Source organism: Priestia sp. TRN 1309, from assembly GCF_050846875.1.
In the GTDB taxonomy this organism is placed as follows: Bacteria; Bacillota; Bacilli; order Bacillales; family Bacillaceae_H; genus Priestia; species Priestia zanthoxyli.
Map to the genome: position 1 here is coordinate 785,982 of NZ_JBOZGM010000003.1, position 18,200 is coordinate 804,181.

19 protein-coding genes are annotated in these 18,200 nt (G+C 39.2%); 7 read left to right on the plus strand and 12 right to left on the minus strand.

The genetic code is table 11. From position 1 onward, the window contains the following. Positions 1 to 118: 118 nt before the first annotated feature. The 6 genes from ACRPLQ_RS16100 to asnB form a co-directional block, all read right to left on the minus strand. The gene (locus tag ACRPLQ_RS16100; protein WP_432236165.1) at positions 119 to 1,519 is read right to left on the minus strand and encodes an ammonium transporter; all 1,401 of its coding nucleotides are present in this window, start codon (positions 1,517 to 1,519) and stop codon (positions 119 to 121) included. Positions 1,520 to 1,556: 37 nt separating this feature from the next. Next, positions 1,557 to 1,898 (minus strand): P-II family nitrogen regulator, encoded by a 342-nt coding sequence (locus ACRPLQ_RS16105; protein WP_098113552.1) that lies wholly within the window; start codon positions 1,896 to 1,898, stop codon positions 1,557 to 1,559. 185 nt (positions 1,899 to 2,083) lie between these two features. Continuing rightward, on the minus strand, positions 2,084 to 2,932 hold the full coding sequence (locus ACRPLQ_RS16110) for a phytoene/squalene synthase family protein (RefSeq protein ID WP_034267741.1): 849 nt from the start codon (positions 2,930 to 2,932) through the stop codon (positions 2,084 to 2,086). Between the two features lie 59 nt (positions 2,933 to 2,991). Continuing rightward, a complete protein-coding gene (locus ACRPLQ_RS16115) occupies positions 2,992 to 4,449 on the minus strand; it encodes a phytoene desaturase family protein (protein WP_028412406.1) in 1,458 nt (485 codons plus the stop codon). After that, positions 4,446 to 5,978, minus strand: coding sequence for a phytoene desaturase family protein (locus ACRPLQ_RS16120; RefSeq protein WP_034267744.1), 1,533 nt, complete (start codon positions 5,976 to 5,978; stop codon positions 4,446 to 4,448). The genes ACRPLQ_RS16115 and ACRPLQ_RS16120 overlap by 4 nt, the downstream gene beginning before the upstream one ends. A 314-nt stretch (positions 5,979 to 6,292) precedes the next feature. After that, entirely contained in the window at positions 6,293 to 8,140 is a 1,848-nt protein-coding gene (asnB, locus tag ACRPLQ_RS16125; RefSeq protein WP_028412408.1) for an asparagine synthase (glutamine-hydrolyzing), read from the minus strand. A 171-nt stretch (positions 8,141 to 8,311) separates the two neighbouring features. Here asnB and ACRPLQ_RS16130 point away from each other — a divergent pair, with 171 nt between their 5' ends. Then, entirely contained in the window at positions 8,312 to 8,872 is a 561-nt protein-coding gene (locus ACRPLQ_RS16130; RefSeq protein WP_247807347.1) for a DUF2777 domain-containing protein, read from the plus strand. Between the two features lie 85 nt (positions 8,873 to 8,957). Here ACRPLQ_RS16130 and ACRPLQ_RS16135 read toward each other — a convergent pair whose 3' ends face one another. The 3 genes from ACRPLQ_RS16135 to ACRPLQ_RS16145 form a co-directional block, all read right to left on the minus strand. After that, positions 8,958 to 9,092, minus strand: a complete 135-nt coding sequence (locus tag ACRPLQ_RS16135) for a hypothetical protein (protein WP_255293414.1) — start codon at positions 9,090 to 9,092, stop codon at positions 8,958 to 8,960. Between the two features lie 135 nt (positions 9,093 to 9,227). Further along, positions 9,228 to 9,575, minus strand: a complete 348-nt coding sequence (locus ACRPLQ_RS16140; RefSeq protein WP_013055360.1) for a DUF1516 family protein — start codon at positions 9,573 to 9,575, stop codon at positions 9,228 to 9,230. Between the two features lie 78 nt (positions 9,576 to 9,653). After that, positions 9,654 to 10,826, minus strand: coding sequence for a DUF418 domain-containing protein (locus tag ACRPLQ_RS16145; RefSeq protein WP_154973616.1), 1,173 nt, complete (start codon positions 10,824 to 10,826; stop codon positions 9,654 to 9,656). A gap of 198 nt (positions 10,827 to 11,024) precedes the next feature. Between ACRPLQ_RS16145 and ACRPLQ_RS16150 the strand changes: the two genes are divergently transcribed. The 6 genes from ACRPLQ_RS16150 (at position 11,025) to ACRPLQ_RS16175 (ending at position 13,239) form a co-directional block, all read left to right on the plus strand. Continuing rightward, entirely contained in the window at positions 11,025 to 11,246 is a 222-nt protein-coding gene (locus tag ACRPLQ_RS16150; RefSeq protein WP_013055358.1) for a spore germination protein, read from the plus strand. 30 nt (positions 11,247 to 11,276) lie between these two features. Beyond that, positions 11,277 to 11,552: a spore germination protein GerPB gene (locus ACRPLQ_RS16155; protein WP_029324687.1), complete on the plus strand. Its 276-nt coding sequence runs from the start codon at positions 11,277 to 11,279 to the stop codon at positions 11,550 to 11,552. 89 nt (positions 11,553 to 11,641) lie between these two features. Next, positions 11,642 to 12,343, plus strand: a complete 702-nt coding sequence (gerPC, locus tag ACRPLQ_RS16160; RefSeq protein ID WP_098999232.1) for a spore germination protein GerPC — start codon at positions 11,642 to 11,644, stop codon at positions 12,341 to 12,343. Further along, entirely contained in the window at positions 12,340 to 12,516 is a 177-nt protein-coding gene (locus ACRPLQ_RS16165) for a hypothetical protein (RefSeq protein ID WP_013055355.1), read from the plus strand. The genes gerPC and ACRPLQ_RS16165 overlap by 4 nt, the downstream gene beginning before the upstream one ends. A 12-nt stretch (positions 12,517 to 12,528) precedes the next feature. After that, positions 12,529 to 12,960 (plus strand): spore germination protein GerPE, encoded by a 432-nt coding sequence (locus ACRPLQ_RS16170; RefSeq protein ID WP_028412413.1) that lies wholly within the window; start codon positions 12,529 to 12,531, stop codon positions 12,958 to 12,960. Positions 12,961 to 13,020: 60 nt separating this feature from the next. Further along, entirely contained in the window at positions 13,021 to 13,239 is a 219-nt protein-coding gene (locus tag ACRPLQ_RS16175; protein WP_013055353.1) for a spore germination protein, read from the plus strand. 46 nt (positions 13,240 to 13,285) lie between these two features. Here the strand turns inward: ACRPLQ_RS16175 and ACRPLQ_RS16180 are convergent, their stop codons facing one another. Genes ACRPLQ_RS16180 through ACRPLQ_RS16190 form a run of 3 tightly spaced genes read right to left on the minus strand, consistent with a single transcriptional unit; the run spans position 13,286 to position 18,179 of the window. Then, positions 13,286 to 13,591, minus strand: coding sequence for an HNH endonuclease (locus ACRPLQ_RS16180; protein WP_028412414.1), 306 nt, complete (start codon positions 13,589 to 13,591; stop codon positions 13,286 to 13,288). A gap of 14 nt (positions 13,592 to 13,605) precedes the next feature. Further along, on the minus strand, positions 13,606 to 16,998 hold the full coding sequence (locus ACRPLQ_RS16185; protein ID WP_028412415.1) for an SbcC/MukB-like Walker B domain-containing protein: 3,393 nt from the start codon (positions 16,996 to 16,998) through the stop codon (positions 13,606 to 13,608). After that, complete coding sequence (locus ACRPLQ_RS16190; protein WP_028412416.1) at positions 16,995 to 18,179, minus strand: exonuclease SbcCD subunit D; 1,185 nt, start codon at positions 18,177 to 18,179, stop codon at positions 16,995 to 16,997. The genes ACRPLQ_RS16185 and ACRPLQ_RS16190 overlap by 4 nt, the downstream gene beginning before the upstream one ends. Positions 18,180 to 18,200 lie beyond the last annotated feature (21 nt).

Sequence of the window (18,200 nt, forward strand, 5' to 3'; positions counted from 1 at the left end):
ACTCACTTTTGTTTCCATTATAACGTTAACGCTTACATTATTGTTAAATAAGTTGATAAAAACAAAAAAAGTGATTAAAAGTTTTTACTTTTAATCACTTTTTTCTATCTATATACTGCTATATCGTCTCATTTACGTTCGATATATGAGGTTTATCCGATACTTTACCCACTTTATTTAATCGATCAATCAATCCAACACCAAATTCAGGATGAAGATTGCCGTCTCCTGTCGCTACAAAACTTTCACGAAATTCGTATGCGGATGAACCGTGTTCAGCAAAATCTAAACCAGCAATTTCTTCTTCGCTTGATACTCGAATGGAAGAAAAACGCGTGAGAACAAATAAGAATAACCCAACCGTTCCAATTGTCCAGCCCATCACAGCTATAATTCCAAGAGCTTGAATACCTAATAGCTGTACGCCGCCACCATAAAATAAACCGTTAGCTGTATCAAACAGCCCCACTGCTAACGTCCCCCAAATACCGCAAATTCCATGAACAGTAATAGCGCCAACTGGATCGTCTAACTTCATTTTGCTATCGATAAAATGCACAGCTTCTACTAGAATAATTCCTGCAATCAGCCCAATGACGATCGCGCCCGGGATCGATACGTTTGCTGTTCCAGCTGTAATCCCTACAAGTCCAGCTAAGGCACCGTTTAATGTTAAGCTAGCATCAATACGTTTGTAGCGAAACTTTGTGTATAAAGCAGAAGACAGGACTCCGCATGACCCAGACATTAATGTTGTTGCAATGATTCCCGGGACAAGAGCAGGATCGGCTGCTAATGTACTTCCTCCATTAAATCCAAACCAGCCAAACCAGAGGATAAATACACCTAATGCGCCAAGCGGAATGTTATGCCCTTGAATAGCATTGACTTTTCCATCGCTTCCATACTTTTCAAGACGTGCTCCTAGAAAAGTAACTGCTACAGCCGCACCAAGAGCCCCGGTCAAATGAACAACTGTCGATCCTGCAAAATCTACGAAGCCTAGTTTGGACAACCACCCTCCTCCCCATACCCAGTGACCTACAACTGGATAAATCACAGCTACCATAGCAATCGTGAGCATCATATAGCTGGATAGTTTCATACGTTCCGCTACCGCTCCTGAAATAATCGTAGCGCACGTTGCTGCGAAAACAATTTGGAAGACGAAAAAGCTCATTTGATCGCTTTCTCCATTTAAAAAGAAACCGCTTGAACCGATAAATCCTCCTTTTGAATTTCCAAACATAAGGGCAAAACCAATCACAAAATACAATACGGAAGATACAGCTACCGTTAGCATATTTTTCATTAAGATATTAAGCGAATTTTTCGAACGAGTGAAGCCTGTTTCAACCATCGCAAACCCTGCGTGCATTAAAAACACAAGCACTGCCCCAAACATTACCCACATCATGTCAATTGATGCACTGACTGATTCGACAGTTGGATCAGCTGCATTAACGCGTGTTGCCGCCAACAAACTAATAAACAAAACCGCACTAATTTTCTTTTTCAACGCTTAACTCCCCCTCTATTAAAATAACACTCTCTTTTTATAAAATAGCCTCTACACCTGCTTCTCCTGTTCTAATTCGTACAGCATCCTCTACCGGATAGACAAAAACCTTTCCGTCGCCTATTTGGTTCGTAGAACAAATTGATTGAATGATCTTAATGACTTCATGAACTTGTTCTGCTTCTAAAATCATTTCTACCTTGACTTTAGGTACTAGTTTGATTTCAAAACTTTGTCCCCTGAACAGTCCCTGCTCTCCTTTTTGCTGACCGCAGCCTGCCACTTCTGAGACTGTTAATCCGTTTATTCCTACTTCCTCTAATTTTACGCGCAGTGCTTGAAATTTTTCTGGACGAATGATAGCTTCCACTTTTTTCATTGTAACCCCTCTTTCATGTTAGTTTTATTAACATTTAATGTTATGTATATTATCATATAGGTAATTTTCTGAATATTCAAGTTAATATGTGATAAAAATGAGACTTTTTTCTTATTTACATAATAGTTAACGCTTTCATATCTTTTCAAAAAAAAGTAACGCAAAGGAAAAGTAGCTCCTTTGCGTTACCCCGTAGAAATAGATGTCATAATTTGCTTTTTCACTTGACTTGTGACAAAATGCTTTTCTGTAAATACTTCATAATGTTCTTTTCGAATTTTATCAAGAATTGCTCGGTATAAATGCGCCGCTCCTGTAAGAGGTAAACGAGAAGCCACGGGATATTTATGAATCGACTGAAGCCCTTTTATATAATACATTTCTGCTTCTTTGGCCAGGTGCTCCCACATTTCTATAAATTCAGAAGTGACCCACCGGTTCTCTAATAGCGTGCGCGTATATCCGTAAGAATTCATAAGGTCTTTCGGTAAATAAATGCGCCCTCGCTCTAAGTCTTCCCCCACGTCTCTTAAAATGTTGGTCAGCTGCATCGCAATGCCTAACGCAACTGCTTCTTCTTCTAATTCTTTATGAGTAGTTGGAGCTAAAATCGGTAAAAGCATTAACCCTACCGTACTCGCTACATGATAGGAGTATGTTTTCACTTCATCAAGCGTATCGTATTCTTTTTTTACTAAATCCATTCGCTGACCGGTAATCATATCGTCAAATGCTTGAACATTCATTTCATATTGTTCAAATACATTGCGCAGAGCTACCCACATGGCGCTTTCGTTTAATAGTTCTCCATTTTTAAACCGAGCAAATTCTCCTTCGAATTGCTGCAGCTCTATTTCAGGATTACTTCCTTCATCTACAATATCATCGACTTGACGGCAAAATGCATATACCGCCCATACTGCCTTTCTTTGTTTTGACGGCAGCATGGAAAAAGCTTTGTAAAACGTTTTTGAGTTTTCTTTAATAATTTCTTCACACTGAGTGTACGCTTTGTCTAACGAAATGTTCATCATATAGGACCCCTTTCTCTATTAAAGGATAAACCATCATTTCCTTATGGCTTCACAAGATCTTAAGAGAGCTTTGCAACCGTTTGAATAGACGATTGTTCAATAAGATGATCAGCCAACATTTTTGCTCCTTGCATAACAATTGGCACGCCTCCGCCTGGATGTATAGATGCTCCCACCGCAAAAACATTTTTATATTCGTACGGCTGGTACTGAGGTCTGAATACGCCTGACTGAAACAGCTCAGGAGCAATACCAAAGCTTCCGCCTTCGTAAAGTCCAAATGCTTGAGCATCATTTGGCGTGCGTACTTTTACCCATTCTATTTCTTTACGCAGCTCCCCAAACCCTTTTTCTTCCAAAGTTCGAATGATTCCATCAACAAAATCTTGCTGATTGCTCCAATCAATGTGGCCACCTGATGGAACCGGTACAAGTGCATATAGCACACTTTTTCCTTCGGGAGCTAGGGATGGATCAATAACAGAGGGATTAAATGTATAAATAGCGGGATCTTCAGGAATCGTTTTATGCTTAAACACTGCTTCCATATGTTTAGCCAAATCATTGCCCATAAAGTATTGATGCACATTGTGATGATCATATTTTCTCTTCAAACCAAGATAAAGCAGCAGACAGCTGGACGAAGGCACATACTTCTTTTCTTTTTTTTGAGCAATTTTCGCCATATTAGGAAAGTCGCCATTTAAAATCACTTGATCAAATGGGTGAAGTTTTTCGTCAACAATAACCCCTTCTGTCTTGTCTCCTGATATAGAAAGCTCTTGAACCACCTTATTCAAATGAATGCTTACACCTTGCTCTATCAGCGCCTTTTCAAGAAGTGGCACAAGACTTGCGTATCCCCCTTTTACGTAATAGATGCCATGAGCATGCTCACTGTAAGGAACAAGGGAATAAATAGCTGGTGCCGAATAAGGATTCCCTCCAATATAGAGAGATTGCAGCGAGTAGGCATCTACTAGACGTTCATCATGGAAATACGTTGAAACAAATTTTCTCATTGATTTATTTGCATTCATTTTTTTTAATGCCTTAATGTTTTGCCATGTCCAAAAATCTCGTTTATTTACAAATGTTTTTTCCAAAAATGCATTACTTCCTAGTTCAAATCGCTTTTTTAATTCAGTCATAAAACGCCGGTAGTTTTGCTCTTCGCCTGGAAACAAACGGCTAATCTCCTCTAACTGATCTTTTTCAGTCGCTTTTTTTGTATAGGTCGTACCGTCTGGAAAATGAATATCATAAAGTGGATCACAGCGTATTAGTTCATATTGAGAAGCAGAAATGCCCGCTTCATCTAAAATACGTTCAAGCATTAAAGGCAGCAAGACAATCGTGGGACCTTCATCAATTTTATAACCGTCTTTTTCTACAAACGCCAGCCGGCCGCCCAGCTTGTTTTCTTTTTCGAAAATATCAACAGAAAAACCTCGTTTGCTTAATAACAAAGCGGTAATTAAACCGCCTATTCCGCCTCCAACAATTGCTGTTCTCATAATGCACTCTCCATTTCCTTCATGGTTTTAAACGGCTCATTCAGTAATTGTCCGTCTCTTTTTAAGATGAGCTTTGTCGTAATGCGGGATGATTCCAGAATAGTTGGTAGACCGCTCCCTGGATGAGTTCCTCCTCCAACTAGCCAGCAATTTTCTAATTCTTCAAATTTATTATGCGGACGCAGTACCATCATTTGAGTGAGCTGATGTCCAAGGTTAAATGTCGCTCCTTTATAGACCAGCACGTCTTCTTCCCACTGCTTTGGTGAAATGATTTTTTCAACTTCAATATGACTCTCTAAATCTTTGAAACCCGTTTTCTTTTCTACAATTTTTAATACTGCATCTCGAAAAGCTTTTTGTTTTTCATCCCAGTTTACACCGCTGAAATTATTTGGAACCGGCGCTAAAATATAAAGAGCAGACTTTCCTTCTGGTGCTAAAGTTGGGTCTGTTACACTTGGGTTTTGAATGTAGATGGAAGGGTCTTCTGAAAGAGCTAACGTTTTTGTGATCTCTTCTACATTTTTTTTATAATCTTCAGCGAACACAATCGTGTGATGAGGCAGATCTTTGTACTGTTTGTCTATGCCTAGATAAATCATAAAAGTGGAACAAGAGTATTTTTTCTTTTCAAGTTTTTTAACTGCATATTTTTTAAGCGTACCTTCATCTATTAAATTCGTCATGGCATGAGCAAAATCTCCATTGATAATGACGTCGTCTGCCCCTATTCGCTCTCCATTTTCTAGAATAATTCCTTTTACTCTCTTATTTTCAATCCATAGTTTTTGAACACCTTGGTTTAAGTGGATGTGCCCTTGATGTTCTTCCACTACTTTTGCCATTGCTTGAGATAGCTGATTTACTCCTCCTATCGGATGGAAGATACCGTAGGCATGTTCCATAAACGATAAAATAGAAAAGGCTCCTGGACATTCCCAAGGGGACATTCCCAAGTACTTCGATTGAAAAGTAAAAGCTAATTTCAATTTCTCATCAGTGAAATACTTGCCAAGTACATCATAGAGCGTTTTACCTAAGGATAAATGCGGCAGTGCTCGAATTGCTTCAGGCTTTAAATAGTGATGAAAACGATCCATCTGCCCTTGCAATAAAGGCAGCAAAGCCGCCATCTTTGCTTCGGTGTCTTTCATAAAGCGCTCATAGCCTTCCCCGTTTCCTGGGTATAAACGTTCGATTTCTTCTTTCATCTTTTTATGGTTATCCGTCATCTGAATCTGTGCATCATCAAAGATAAGCTCATACATGAGATTTAGACGTTTTAAGTCCATATAGTCATGCGCATTGCGATTAGCAGCTTGAAATAATTCTTCAAAAATCTGTGGCATGCTCAAAAATGTAGGACCCATATCAAACGTATAACCTGACATTTTAATCGCTGAATTTCGCCCGCCCACGTATCCTTGCTTTTCATATACATCTACTTTATAGCCATGACTTGCTAACAGCATTGCTGCCGCTAGTCCTCCTGGACCTGCTCCAATCACGATTACGTTTTTTTGCATACATACACTCCTAATCTTATACAATAGTTATACAAACATTATACAAAGCTTTGTTATTAAACACAACGATAAACTGCTTGTCTTTATTCGAATCATAAAATTACCAATAACTAAACCATGAAAATATGACGTTTGTACCATTTTTCCAGGGTTTCAGTACACTTTCCCTTTATTCGGTGCTTTCAAGCTTTTATTTTATATCTATGTAAAGTTATACAAAAATAGACTGCGGTCTTCTTCTCTACTTAAACGTATAAAAAAGAGAAATGGATGACTGATTTCATAAAAAAACCCTCTGTACTGAGAGGGTCCTGTCATTCAACAATTTGAATATTATTGTGAGTAAACCAGACGTGAATTTGAGCTAGATGAGCTAGCAGCTGAGGCCCTGTCATTAATTGACCAAACCACGGCGCTTTAAATCCTTCTCCGCCTGTATCAATAATATGCTTTAACTGCTGCTTATCAAAAAATTCATAAAGAGGTGACTGTTTATCTTGTAAAAGAGATTGAAGCCATACAGTTACAGCTTTTGTATAAGCTGGGTTATGCGTTTTAGGGTAAGGGCTTTTCTTGCGATAAAGAACGTCATGAGGCAAAATTCCTTCAAGCGCTTTGCGTAAAATCCCCTTCTCTTTATTGCCCGTCATTTTCATCTCCCATGGAATATTCCATGCATATTCCACAAGGCGATGATCTGCAAAAGGTACGCGTACTTCTAAGCTCGCTCCCATGCTCATACGATCTTTACGATCTAATAAAGTTGTCATAAACCAAACCTGATTTAAATAAAACAGCTTTCTCCGCTGCGCATCTTCTAACGATTCACCTTCTAATTCAGGCACTTCCTTTAACGTTTCTTCATATCTTGCACGTACATAATCTTCTAACTGTAATTTCTTTCTCCATGAACTTTGCAGCAAATCAATTCGAGCATCTAATGAGCGCATCCACGGGAAAGTATCCGAAGACAAATCGTGTTTTCGGTGAAACCACGGATATCCTCCAAAAATTTCATCTGCACATTCTCCTGATAAGCTCACGACAAAATCTTGTTTGATTTCACGGCAAAACCAAAGCAACGATGAATCTACATCAGCCATTCCAGGAAGATCTCTCACCTCTACAGCCTCTGTTAAATGCTGCACAAGGTCCTCCGTTGAAATAATGCAGCGATGATGATTTGTTTGAAACGTATCGGACATGAGCTTGATATAAGTTCCATCAGAATTTGGCTGAAACTCATTTGCTTTAAAAAATTTATCATTGTCTTCATAGTCGATAGAATACGTATGAAGGGAGCCCTTGCCGCTTTCTTTGAACGCATTTGCAGCAATTGCTGTAATGGCGCTTGAGTCCACTCCACCTGATAAAAATGTACAAACCGGGACATCCGACACTAACTGTCTTACAATCGCGTCTTGCACTAAAAATTTAACTTTTTCTGTTGTTTCAGCTAAATTATCTGTATGCTGCTCACTTTTTACGTTCCAGTATCGCCAAATCTTCAATCCGTTACGCGTAAGCGTGAGCGCGTGAGCCGGGCGTAATTCATTTATGTTTTTAAATACGCCGTGGCCGGGAGAACGAGAAGGTCCTAAGCCAAACACTTCTGCTAATCCATCTAATCCTACTTCTGCTTTTACCTCAGGATGAGCTAATATCGCCTTTAATTCTGATGCAAATTGAATTCCACCTTCATAAGATCGATAGAATAAGGGCTTCACTCCCATTCTGTCGCGTGCTATAAATAACTTTTCATTGGCTTCATCCCAGATCGAAAAAGCAAAGATACCGTTAAAATGATCTACGCATGATTCTTTCCATTCTATATAAGATGTTAGAAGTACTTCCGTATCTGAATGTCCCTGAAATTGATAACCTCTTTTTAGTAATTCTTTCCGAATATCTTCCGTGTTGTAAAGCTCTCCATTATAGCAAAGCGTGTAGAGCTGTTCATTTTTTTCTCGCGTCATCGGCTGTCTTCCGCCTTGAGGATCTACTACAACTAAGCGTTTGTGCCCAAAAGCAACATGCTGCTGTGTCCATACGTTGGTGTCATCAGGACCTCTTTTCGATAAAGTGTCAGCCATTTTTGTTATTGTTGCTGTTTCATTTAAAAGCGATCGCTTTAAATCGACCCAACCCGTTATACCACACATCGTTTATCATCCTTTCTTTCACGCTCTTGTTTATGAATGAAATAATGCCATTGTATGCACGCAGTAGTTACAGTTGAATTGTCCTTATATTTTATTTTTACTTTTCAGTTATAAAGAGAGCTTTTTTAGGCAATAAAAAAATATGGATAAATTTCACACGGAGGTTTGATTATGAATCATTATTCTAAACAACAAGCTATGAACAATCAGCCGCGTTCCTTCGTGATTGGTACGGTTGAATGTGTTGATTCACAGTGGATTTTCTTTGAAGATGAAAGTGACGAAGCTTCCATGCTTCATGAAGTAATGGATGAGACATTAGAACTTCTTATTGATACACGCTGGGAAAAAGCCATTATGGTTGATGACCGTCAAATAAAGCTTCACGATGGAACGTATTTATTGCGAAATGGGGATAAGCTAAGACTGACTAAAAAGCTACCTTATGCATACGAACAGCTTCTTCAATCACTACCGAAAGAGACCTTTTTATCATTCACTCAGCACTTAAATTCATTAAAATTCTCTCTTTATGATTGTATTTACTGTCACAACACATTATGTTTTTTACCGACAGACGGTGATACAAAAGGTGCTAATTTTATCATTTATGACAATGAAGAAAATATTTGTGCCGTTCAGCATTTATTCGAACGAGGCACGCAATACCTAGACCGATTTGAATATACCGTTAACGATGGAGAACGTTCAATGAATCTTTTTTTAGATTAAAGCAAAAGAAAAGAGTTTGAGACATAACTTCATCAACCTAATCTAAAAAGAAAAAATTGGATATATGAGTTCGTATTGATTGCTTTTAAACCGCTATTGGTTTCCGTGCAAGGCTTCGCTTTCCGCGGGCGGCCGATGAGCCTCCTCGTCGCTTACGCTCCTGCGGGGTCTCACCTGTGCCACTTTTCCCGCAGGAGTCTTCGCCTTGCCCTCCAATCAACAGCTAGAAGCACCTACACGCATTAAATTTACTTTCACCATGACAACGAAAAAAAAAACCGAAGTATTAATCAGAATTCTGATTAATACTTCGGTTTTTCTTTGAACTAAAATACTCTTGCCCTATCCTCTTTTCTTATCCTAGCACGACATATCCGTAATAGAATACTAAGATAAGCGCAATTACAAGAACTGCCCAAGCAACGCCTGTACGTTTTCTTTTTTCAGTACGAACAAGGACCATTTCCATTCCCACAAGCACTAACACTCCGGCAATTCCTTTAATGAGCGCTGCGCCTTGAAAATGGTACCAAGCTGCTAACATATGCAGACCTGATACTAATACTAATAAGTATAGAAGTCTCGCCACCATATGTAGGATTTTTTGACCTTTAGCTTTACCTGCTCGATGTAAAATCAACGAAACCACAAACGAGATAATCAATAATGTCCAAAGCGTTACATGAATATGTAGTGGAGCCATTCATCTCACGTCCTTTCTGAAAATATCATATCATGAAAACCTTTCCTTCACCAATAATATAAGGAAGGAAAAGGATTTTTAGCGGCTGCGTCCATATGTAGCATACCGAATGAGTTTTTCAAGCGGTCCATCTGAAAATAGGCTCATCCATATCCAGCTTCCCAGCAGTTGAATAAAAATGATAATCCCCGCAATAGCCAATCCTTCTACAATTGAAATATGTCCGTAGTATCCTAACCCATATGAGTAAAAAAGGAATGTACATACAATGGACTGGACAATATAGTTAGTTAAAATCATTCTCCCCAAAAAGGCAAATGGCTGCATGATTTTTCGAATAGATACACTTCGCATAGCCAATGTGACCAACGTTACAACAAAAATTGCTCCTGCCGTTCCTCCAATTGTATCGTGAATATAAGATGTAGCTACATTGTGATCTAAAGCATAAGGCAATACAGATGATGCTCCATATACGATGAATGAAATAAGACAAATCCACTTTGTCTCAACTATATATTCTTCTATTTCTTTAAACCATTCGCTTTTTGCTATAAAGCCGCCTAATAAAAACAGTGGAAATAGCGATAAAAACAGAAAAGGAACCGTATTTAAATTATACGCGTAGTACCAATCCAGCAAGCGCTGATGAAATATTGACGCAAAACTTCCGTGTCCATATACTTGAAGCGCTTGGTCAATAATAGGCTGGTGAATTCCCGCTGCTGTCTCTCCTTCATTAGCAAAAGCCGCTACCGTTAAAATAACAATCATAATCACAGCGTAAATACTAAATATTCCGGTTCCCCATGCTAATAACACTTCTTTCTTTGCTTCTTGGAAAAACAGCATAATCAAAGCAAAGAAGCTGTATATCACAATCATATCACCGTGCCAAATAAATACAGCATGAATAGCTCCCACGAGAAGCAAAGCTGTCATTCTTCGTACATAAAAAGGAGTAAAGCTTACTTGCCTTTCGTATGTACGCTGGAACATTTTCATAAAACCAAATCCAAACAAAATAGCAAGCAGCGCGTACCCTGTCTGCCCTACTACTATATCAACTAATCCATTAGCAACATAACTCATTCTTGAACCATTCATCAAATTATTGTCGTAATAGGCAGCAGGCGAATAAAAATCGGGCATGTTCATCAGCAAAATACCAATAAGCGCGATTCCTTTTAATACATCCGCTGCTTCAATACGCTGTTCTTTATCAGTCGCGTTCATTTTGAAACGTTTCATTCTTTCACACCTTACATGCTTTCATTATTGCTTTCACATTATATCGAACATAAAAGTTTTTCTTCAATGTTTACTATTTCCATTCCTCTTTTTAATGTTTTACTTCTCCTCTGCATATAGATAAGGAAAAAGCATTAATCACCTTTTTGTCTAGGCTTCATATGCTGTTACTAGACTAAATTAAAAGGGTGTTTGCCTATGCCTGCCATTGTTGGTGTTGTTAATCTTAACAGTGTTGGTTCAGCCAGCGTCTTTCATATTGGAGATGTTTATACAATAGCCCCTATTTCTACTGCTAAAACATTTGCTGGCGCAGGTTCGTTTAATACAGGCGACGGATTATATGTTGTGAATCAGCAGAGCTCAACGAATACGTCGGACAATGACGTAAATGATCAAAATGTCGCTGGAAATCTCTAATAGAAATGAAGCTCATACAGGAGGATGCTTATGAACTTTTATGTAAATCAAAGTATCTGTATTCAAAGTATGAAAATCAGTGCCGTAAGTAACTCTTCGGTACTTCAAATTGGAAGCGTAGGTGTTATTAAACCGAACTCAAATCTCTTTAATACAGGAGGGTTTACAGGCGCTGCACCTACTGAAACAAAAAAAGGCATTCTTGGATCTGTTTCTCCCTCTACCTTTACTCCCGGAACCGGTGCTGGCACTGCACCCGCTCCTTTTTCACAGTCGTTAACTCCCCCAGCTCGAGACAACGACTGACATGTTACAACCTTCATCGCCATATGTATATATATAACTATTTTCTTTATCGGGAGATAAGGGAATCGAGGTGATTGAAGGTGGATAACATGAACTATATTCAGCAGGTTCATCAGTATGTTCAGCAAATGTCTTCGTATATTCAGCAGCAAGAAGAACGCATTGCTCAGCTTGAAAAAAACGTACAAGAACTTCAGCAAAAAATAAAAGAGTTAGGTGAACAGCCACCTATTAAAATTGATAAAATTGAATATAAATTTGAACAGTTAAAAATTGATTCTTTAGATGGAACATTAAATATTGGATTGAACCCTCTTACACCCGATAATTTAGAAGATATCATTATTAATGAGAAACCAGAAGTAACATTTCCGCAAGGAGCTCAGCCTCAAGGTGAGCAGCCGGGACAACCCGGAGGTCCTGGACCGCAAAATCCCAGCTTAAAACCATTGAATCGCCAGCTAGAAAAGCAGTGGGTCTCTGATATTCATGAAACGATTTTAAATGAGCTCAATCAATATGGATTTTCTATGGTTCAACATGTGCTTGATGAGCGCTCGATGATGATTGATGAATCGTACTACGAGTTTATTTTAGAAGATATTAAAAAGCAGCTGCAGCAGCGGATTACTTTTTATATACAGCAAGTTCAGCCGGAAGAAATGGAACGGAATTTTGAACAAATTAAACCGCAAATTATCGGTAAACTTTATGAAGATATGAAAAAAGGAATTGACGCATTTTTAACGTATTTACCTGAATCCTTAAAGAAAGGTGGACCCCCTTCATGAACTTTAACGTTGTAAACCGTGAATTGCTTGTTGGAGACGTTAGTATTACAGGCGTATCTTCTTCTTCTCTTTTTTTAATTGGTGATGCAAATTACATCTCTCTCTCTTCAACATTTGATACACCAGCGGAATCTTTGATTATCGGTCCTTATGTTCCACTATCGTTATCATAAAGGAGCTTATGTATGCTTTCACGCACATCTTCTGTTAATTATATAGAAATTAATTCCTTGTCAGCGAGCTCTTTTTGCCAAATTGGAGATTCAACAGAAATTCACCTACTTAATAAAGCGTTAGCTGATCGGAGACAGTATCCGTTTTTCTACGGCAGAGAAGGAAATTTTGATGATTATGCTATCTTTAGTGAGCCTATTCCCCATGGTGACTACGAACCTATTCCCGTTCAAACGTGGAATGAAATACCTTTAATCCGCGTTAACAGAATTGATATAAAAGGGTGCTCATTCTCGTCAGTTATTCATGTTGGCTCGACCTGCAATGTGTATGCAGAAGCCCGCATTAAGCATATTCGTGAACTGATCAACGATGAACCTTCAAAGGAAGCTGAAACAGGAGCTTCAAAGAAAGCTGCTTCAGAAGCTAGCGGCAGTGAGTGAACCTTTTAAGAAACTGCTCATATACTAAACTAATATCACGAAAAAAAGGGTGTGAACCTCATGCCAGCAATAATCGGACCCGTTAGTATCACGAGCGTCGGGGGCGGTGTCGTAACGTTTGGAGATACGTTTTATGTTTCTCCAAAAAGCGCTGCTAAAACAGCCTCAGGCTCAGGCTCTTTAAATACAGGTAACTTTGTTAATACAAATAACGGCATTTCAGGAACAAATACGTTAGATCCAGATTTATTCGATCAAAATATAGCGGCAAATGCTTAAAAAAACCCCTTATCTTTGCTACTAAAGCAGATAAGGGGTTTTTCATTCACTTAGATTTTCGGCTGTTTGATTTTTTGGTTTTAGGTAATTTAGAAGAAGGCTGTTTACGAATCCATTTAATAAAAGAGCTAATTTTAGAATCAGCTTGTAATAAAGAAATCGTATTAAGACGAATGGCTAATTCATCATTTGTGTATAACGCATGAATTTGTTTATGACACGGAATACATAAGTTTGCCGTCGGTTCAAACACTCCGCCCATTTCCTTTGGCGTTAAATGATGTACGGTCGTCAAGACATCCTGCCTTCCGCATAATTCGCATGTTCCTATTCGCCTGTCTTTTTTCTTCATATAGATTTCCTTCCCTATAAAGTTTCTACTCTTACACTAGTTCCTTTGCCAGAAGGCTCGGACGGCTCAACAATCAAACGTTTTGGCAGCCGAGCTCGAAGTTCTTGTACGTGACTGATGACTCCAATTGATAAATTATTGGACTGAAGTTTTTCAAGCGCCGTAACCACGGTATCAAGAAGCTCTCCATCAAGCGTTCCAAATCCTTCATCTAAAAAGAAAAACTGCAGTGGATATTCTCCTCTTAGCTGTATTTGTGCAGATAATGAAAGGGCCAGAGCGAGGGAAGTTAAAAATGTTTCCCCTCCCGATAAAGTTGAAACCGGACGTTTTACGCCTCCATTTGCATCATCTCTCATGATAAAGCCGCCTTGTGAATCAACTTCAATCGCATAGCGCTGACGTGTTAATATACCCAGACGCTCTGAAGCATCTCGGCTAACGGACATCAGCTGTTCTTCAGCAATATATTCGACGAAAGCATTTCCTTTAAATACTGTTTGAAGCTTTTGATACTGTTCAAATAACGCTTGTTTTTCTTCACGGTCCTGTTCAAGCACTAAAAATCGCTCATGCCGTTCTTTGACGCTTTTTAACGTTTGCTCAGCTGCTCCCTTGAGCTGAACGGCTTCTTTTACAGCGGCTTTTATATCATGAAGCAGCTGCTGAGTTTCTTCAAATTGCTGCTCTTCTATGGACTGCTGATTCAGCTGGATATTTAACTGTTCAATTGATGACTTCATCTGTTTTATGTTGTCCCAATAAGCCTGAACAGTTTCATCCAACAATTTCATCTCATCATGTGATAACAAAGCTTGCTGAACTTCTTTTTCTTCGCTGAATAAAGAACTCCCTATCGCTTCTTCCCATTTTCCAGCTGCTTTTTTATACTGGATATGAGCTGTTTCTAGAGATTCGCTCGCTGCTTTTTCATCCATTTGCAGCGTTTGATACGCTTTTTGAACAGTCTGCCAATGTTGATACGCCTGCTGTTCATTCGTCTCTAACTCCGCAAGTAAGTGAACTGTTTTTTGCAGCGCTTGTTCAATATCTTCTTGATCTGTAAGCGTACGCAAGCGTTCAATTTGCGAGTGAACAAGAGATTGTTTATGAGACAGCATTGCTTTTAATTCTGTAAATTCTTTTTCGCCCGCATATTTTTCTTCTTTTAGACGTTCGATTTTCTTTTGCTGATTTTCAAAAAATACGCTGCTTTTTTCAATTCGAGCCTTTATTGTCTGCTCTTCTTTTTCTCGCTCGTTTAGCTGTTCATTAATTTTTTCCATCTCTTCAAATACAAAGGAAGGATAATCTTGTTGAAAAGCTTCTTTTCCTGCTTGTAACGCTTGTTTTTGCTGAGTTACTTTTCTTTCCAATTCAGCTTGTTCTTTTTGATAATGAGCAAGCTCTAATTCAATCTTTTCAAGACTTTGCTGGACCTTCTGTACCTGCCCGAGAATTGCCTGCTGTTTTTCACTTATCTGCAAATAATCCTGCTCAAGAGATTTAATTTCAACTTCTATTTTCTTAGCATACCGACCAAAGGCATCTGTACTCATTTCTCCTAAAGCAGGGACTTGGCCAGCTTCATTCATAAACCCAGCTAAATCAGGTATTTTTTCAACAAGAGGTTTAGCTAGCTGTTCAAGCTGCATTTTAAGCGACGAATAGCTAAATCGCTGTTCACGCAACTGATTGACTTGATCTTCGAACTGATCCGCTGATTCTACTGTACTATTTTCTTCTTTTTGGTTTAACACGGGGTTAGGATGATGCTCAGAGCCACAAACTGGGCAAGGCTCTCCTTTAGTCAGCTGCTCAGCTAATTGATGAGCCAGACGATGTGACCATTCTTTTTCCTTGCGTCTTTTTAGATCACTCATTAAATGATCCGCCTGTTTAAAAAGCTGCTGAAACTCTTTTTCCCGCTCACATACAGTGTGATACAAGCCTTGAATATCTGAAAATAACTCTTTGCTTCGTTCTATTGTTTGCTGATATCTCTCTTGGTGTGTTTGTTTTTGTGTATGCAAATGCTGAAGCTGTTCCGCTTTTTCTTTATACGTTTTTTGGCCTTCATCTAGATTTTTTTTATCATTATTCCATACTTGATAACGGTAGAATGCTTGCTGAACAGCCTGCCGATAATCAGGTTGAATCTCCACTTTTGTTAATGCTTCTTTTAACTCTTTTTGAAGATTCAGACCTTGCTGATACCGCTTATCCGCTTCTATTAATTCATCATTTTTCGTTTGAAGTGCCTGCTGCTTTTGCTGAAGAGAAACTTCCGCTTCTTTTACTTCTTGCTGCCCATCTTTAATTTGTTTTTGAAGATCAGAAGCTTGTTGGAGCTGTTCTTTTTGAACAACCAATTTGGGCTGCTGTTCATTTTTTTGTAAGCGAGCCTGCTCATATAAGCTATTGGATCGCTTATATTCCTCACTTTGCTGAACAATTTGCACTTTTAATTTTTCTACTTTATCTTTATAAAGCTTCTGCTGTTTTTCAGCTTGTTCAAATGTTTCTAAATAAGGAAAAAGACGCTCTGCCTGCTGCGCTTTCGTCAGCAAATCTTGCTTTTGTTTAATCTCCTCTTCCTGCTTAGAAGCATGCACTAGTTTTTCTTCTAACAGTGTTTTTTCCTGCTGCGCTTTCCAAAGAGACGCCTGCTGATCGTATCGTTCCTGCAAATCAGCCGCTTCTTTTTCTCGTTTTTCCAAAAGTACAATGCTATCACTTACAAGCTGCTCGGCTTCTGTTACTTTCTCTGTTGAAGCTTCACCTAATCCCGTTTGTTCTGCCGTGATTTTATCTAGGTCTGTTTTTAGCTGCTGAACTTGATAGCGTATTTTCTTACTAAGCTGATCTCCGTACTGCTCGAGATTAAAAAGACGCTGAAGCATTTGACGGCGCTCCGTCCCTTTTAACGATAAAAACTCTGCAAATTTTCCTTGTGGTAATACAACAGCTCTTGTAAAATCATCAATTGTTAAACCAAGAAGTTCCTGTACCTGCTGGTTTACATCATTTGTTTTATCCGCTAATACGTACGTTTCATCTTCAATTTCAATCAATCGACTGGAAGCTGATTTCACACGCAGCTCATCTGTCCGTTTAAAGCTTCGTTCAACAGTATAGCGTTTTTTATGACTAGCGTTTTCCAGCTCGAACGTAAACGATACTTTCAGTTCATTTTCCCCGTGATTTAAAATTCCTTGTGTATTATTGGCTGCACGCTCTACTTTTCCGTATAAAGCTAGTGTAATGGCATCCAAAATGGAGGATTTCCCGCTTCCAGTAGGACCAAATATTCCAAACACACCGCCTGAACACAGCGCTTCAAAGTCGACAGTTTGTTTTTCTCTAAAACTGTGAAGCCCCGAAACGGTCAAGTTAATAGGTTTCATTTTTCATCCTCCTTTCCCGATACTTCTTCATCGTTAATCAAGGTTAAAAACAGTTTGACTAACTCATCATCAGGTGCCCCTCCGCCGGTTTGCCTGCTGTAGAACTTTGTAAACAGTTCTTCGATTGGCACTTCGCGCTGTGAACGTGTTTCATTTGCTAGTTCTTCTGCTTTGAATACCGGACGAATATGAATAAAGCCTGGATGAAGCTTGCGAAGTCGATGGATTTCTTCTAGTGAAAGTGCATCTTCTACGTGAACTTCTAAATCAACCCATGCCTGCGCATCTTTCTGTTCATCAAGCCACGTATATACTTCTGCCAATCCGTTTTTCGCTTTCCAACGCGTCAAGGGCTTTCCGCTAGATAATGGAATTTCAGTCATCTCAACCTCTTTTCCTGGCTGAGCATCTAAAATGGTAACCGACTTTGCGTATCCTGACTCCGAAAAGCTGTAAGCAAGAGGTGAACCGGAATACCTTGCCAGAGTGTGGGCGCGATTGATCATTTGCGGGCGATGCAAATGTCCTAGAGCTACATATTGAGCATTAGCAGGTAAACTAGTCGCCGCCACCGTATAAGCTCCTCCTACTTCAATTGGACGTTCTGAGTCCGTTGAACTTCCGCCAGCTACGTAAATATGACTCATGGCAATATTAACGGTATCTGCTGTGAACTGCTCACTCATTTTATCGAAAATACCTTTTACTCTGGCATCGTATGAATTTCGAAGAGCCAGCTCATCATTTTCTTCTGCTAACAGTTCCTTTAACCTTGATTCAGATGGGTAAGGAAGAGCCGCAACCTTTAATATTTCATCTGATGTAGGAATGTGAATGCTTTCTACATCGGTAGTAGGCAAACCAAGAAGTGTAATATTTTGATGAACGGCTAATGGAGAAGCCGCCGACAGCCGATCTGGGTTATCATGATTACCTGCAATAACAATAATTGGACGTTTTCCATTGTTGCTCAATCTAGACATACTTTCGTAAAAGAGCTGCTCTGCCGCTGCTGGAGGGTTCACCGTATCAAAGGCATCTCCCGCCATGAGAATAGCATCTATCTTTTCTTCTTCCACAATGTCTGCCAGTTCATCTAAAAACTGTGCTTGCTCAGCTAGACGACTTCGACCTTCTAACGTTCGCCCCAAATGCCAATCCGCTGTATGTAATAAACGCATGTTACTCTCTCCTTATTGGTG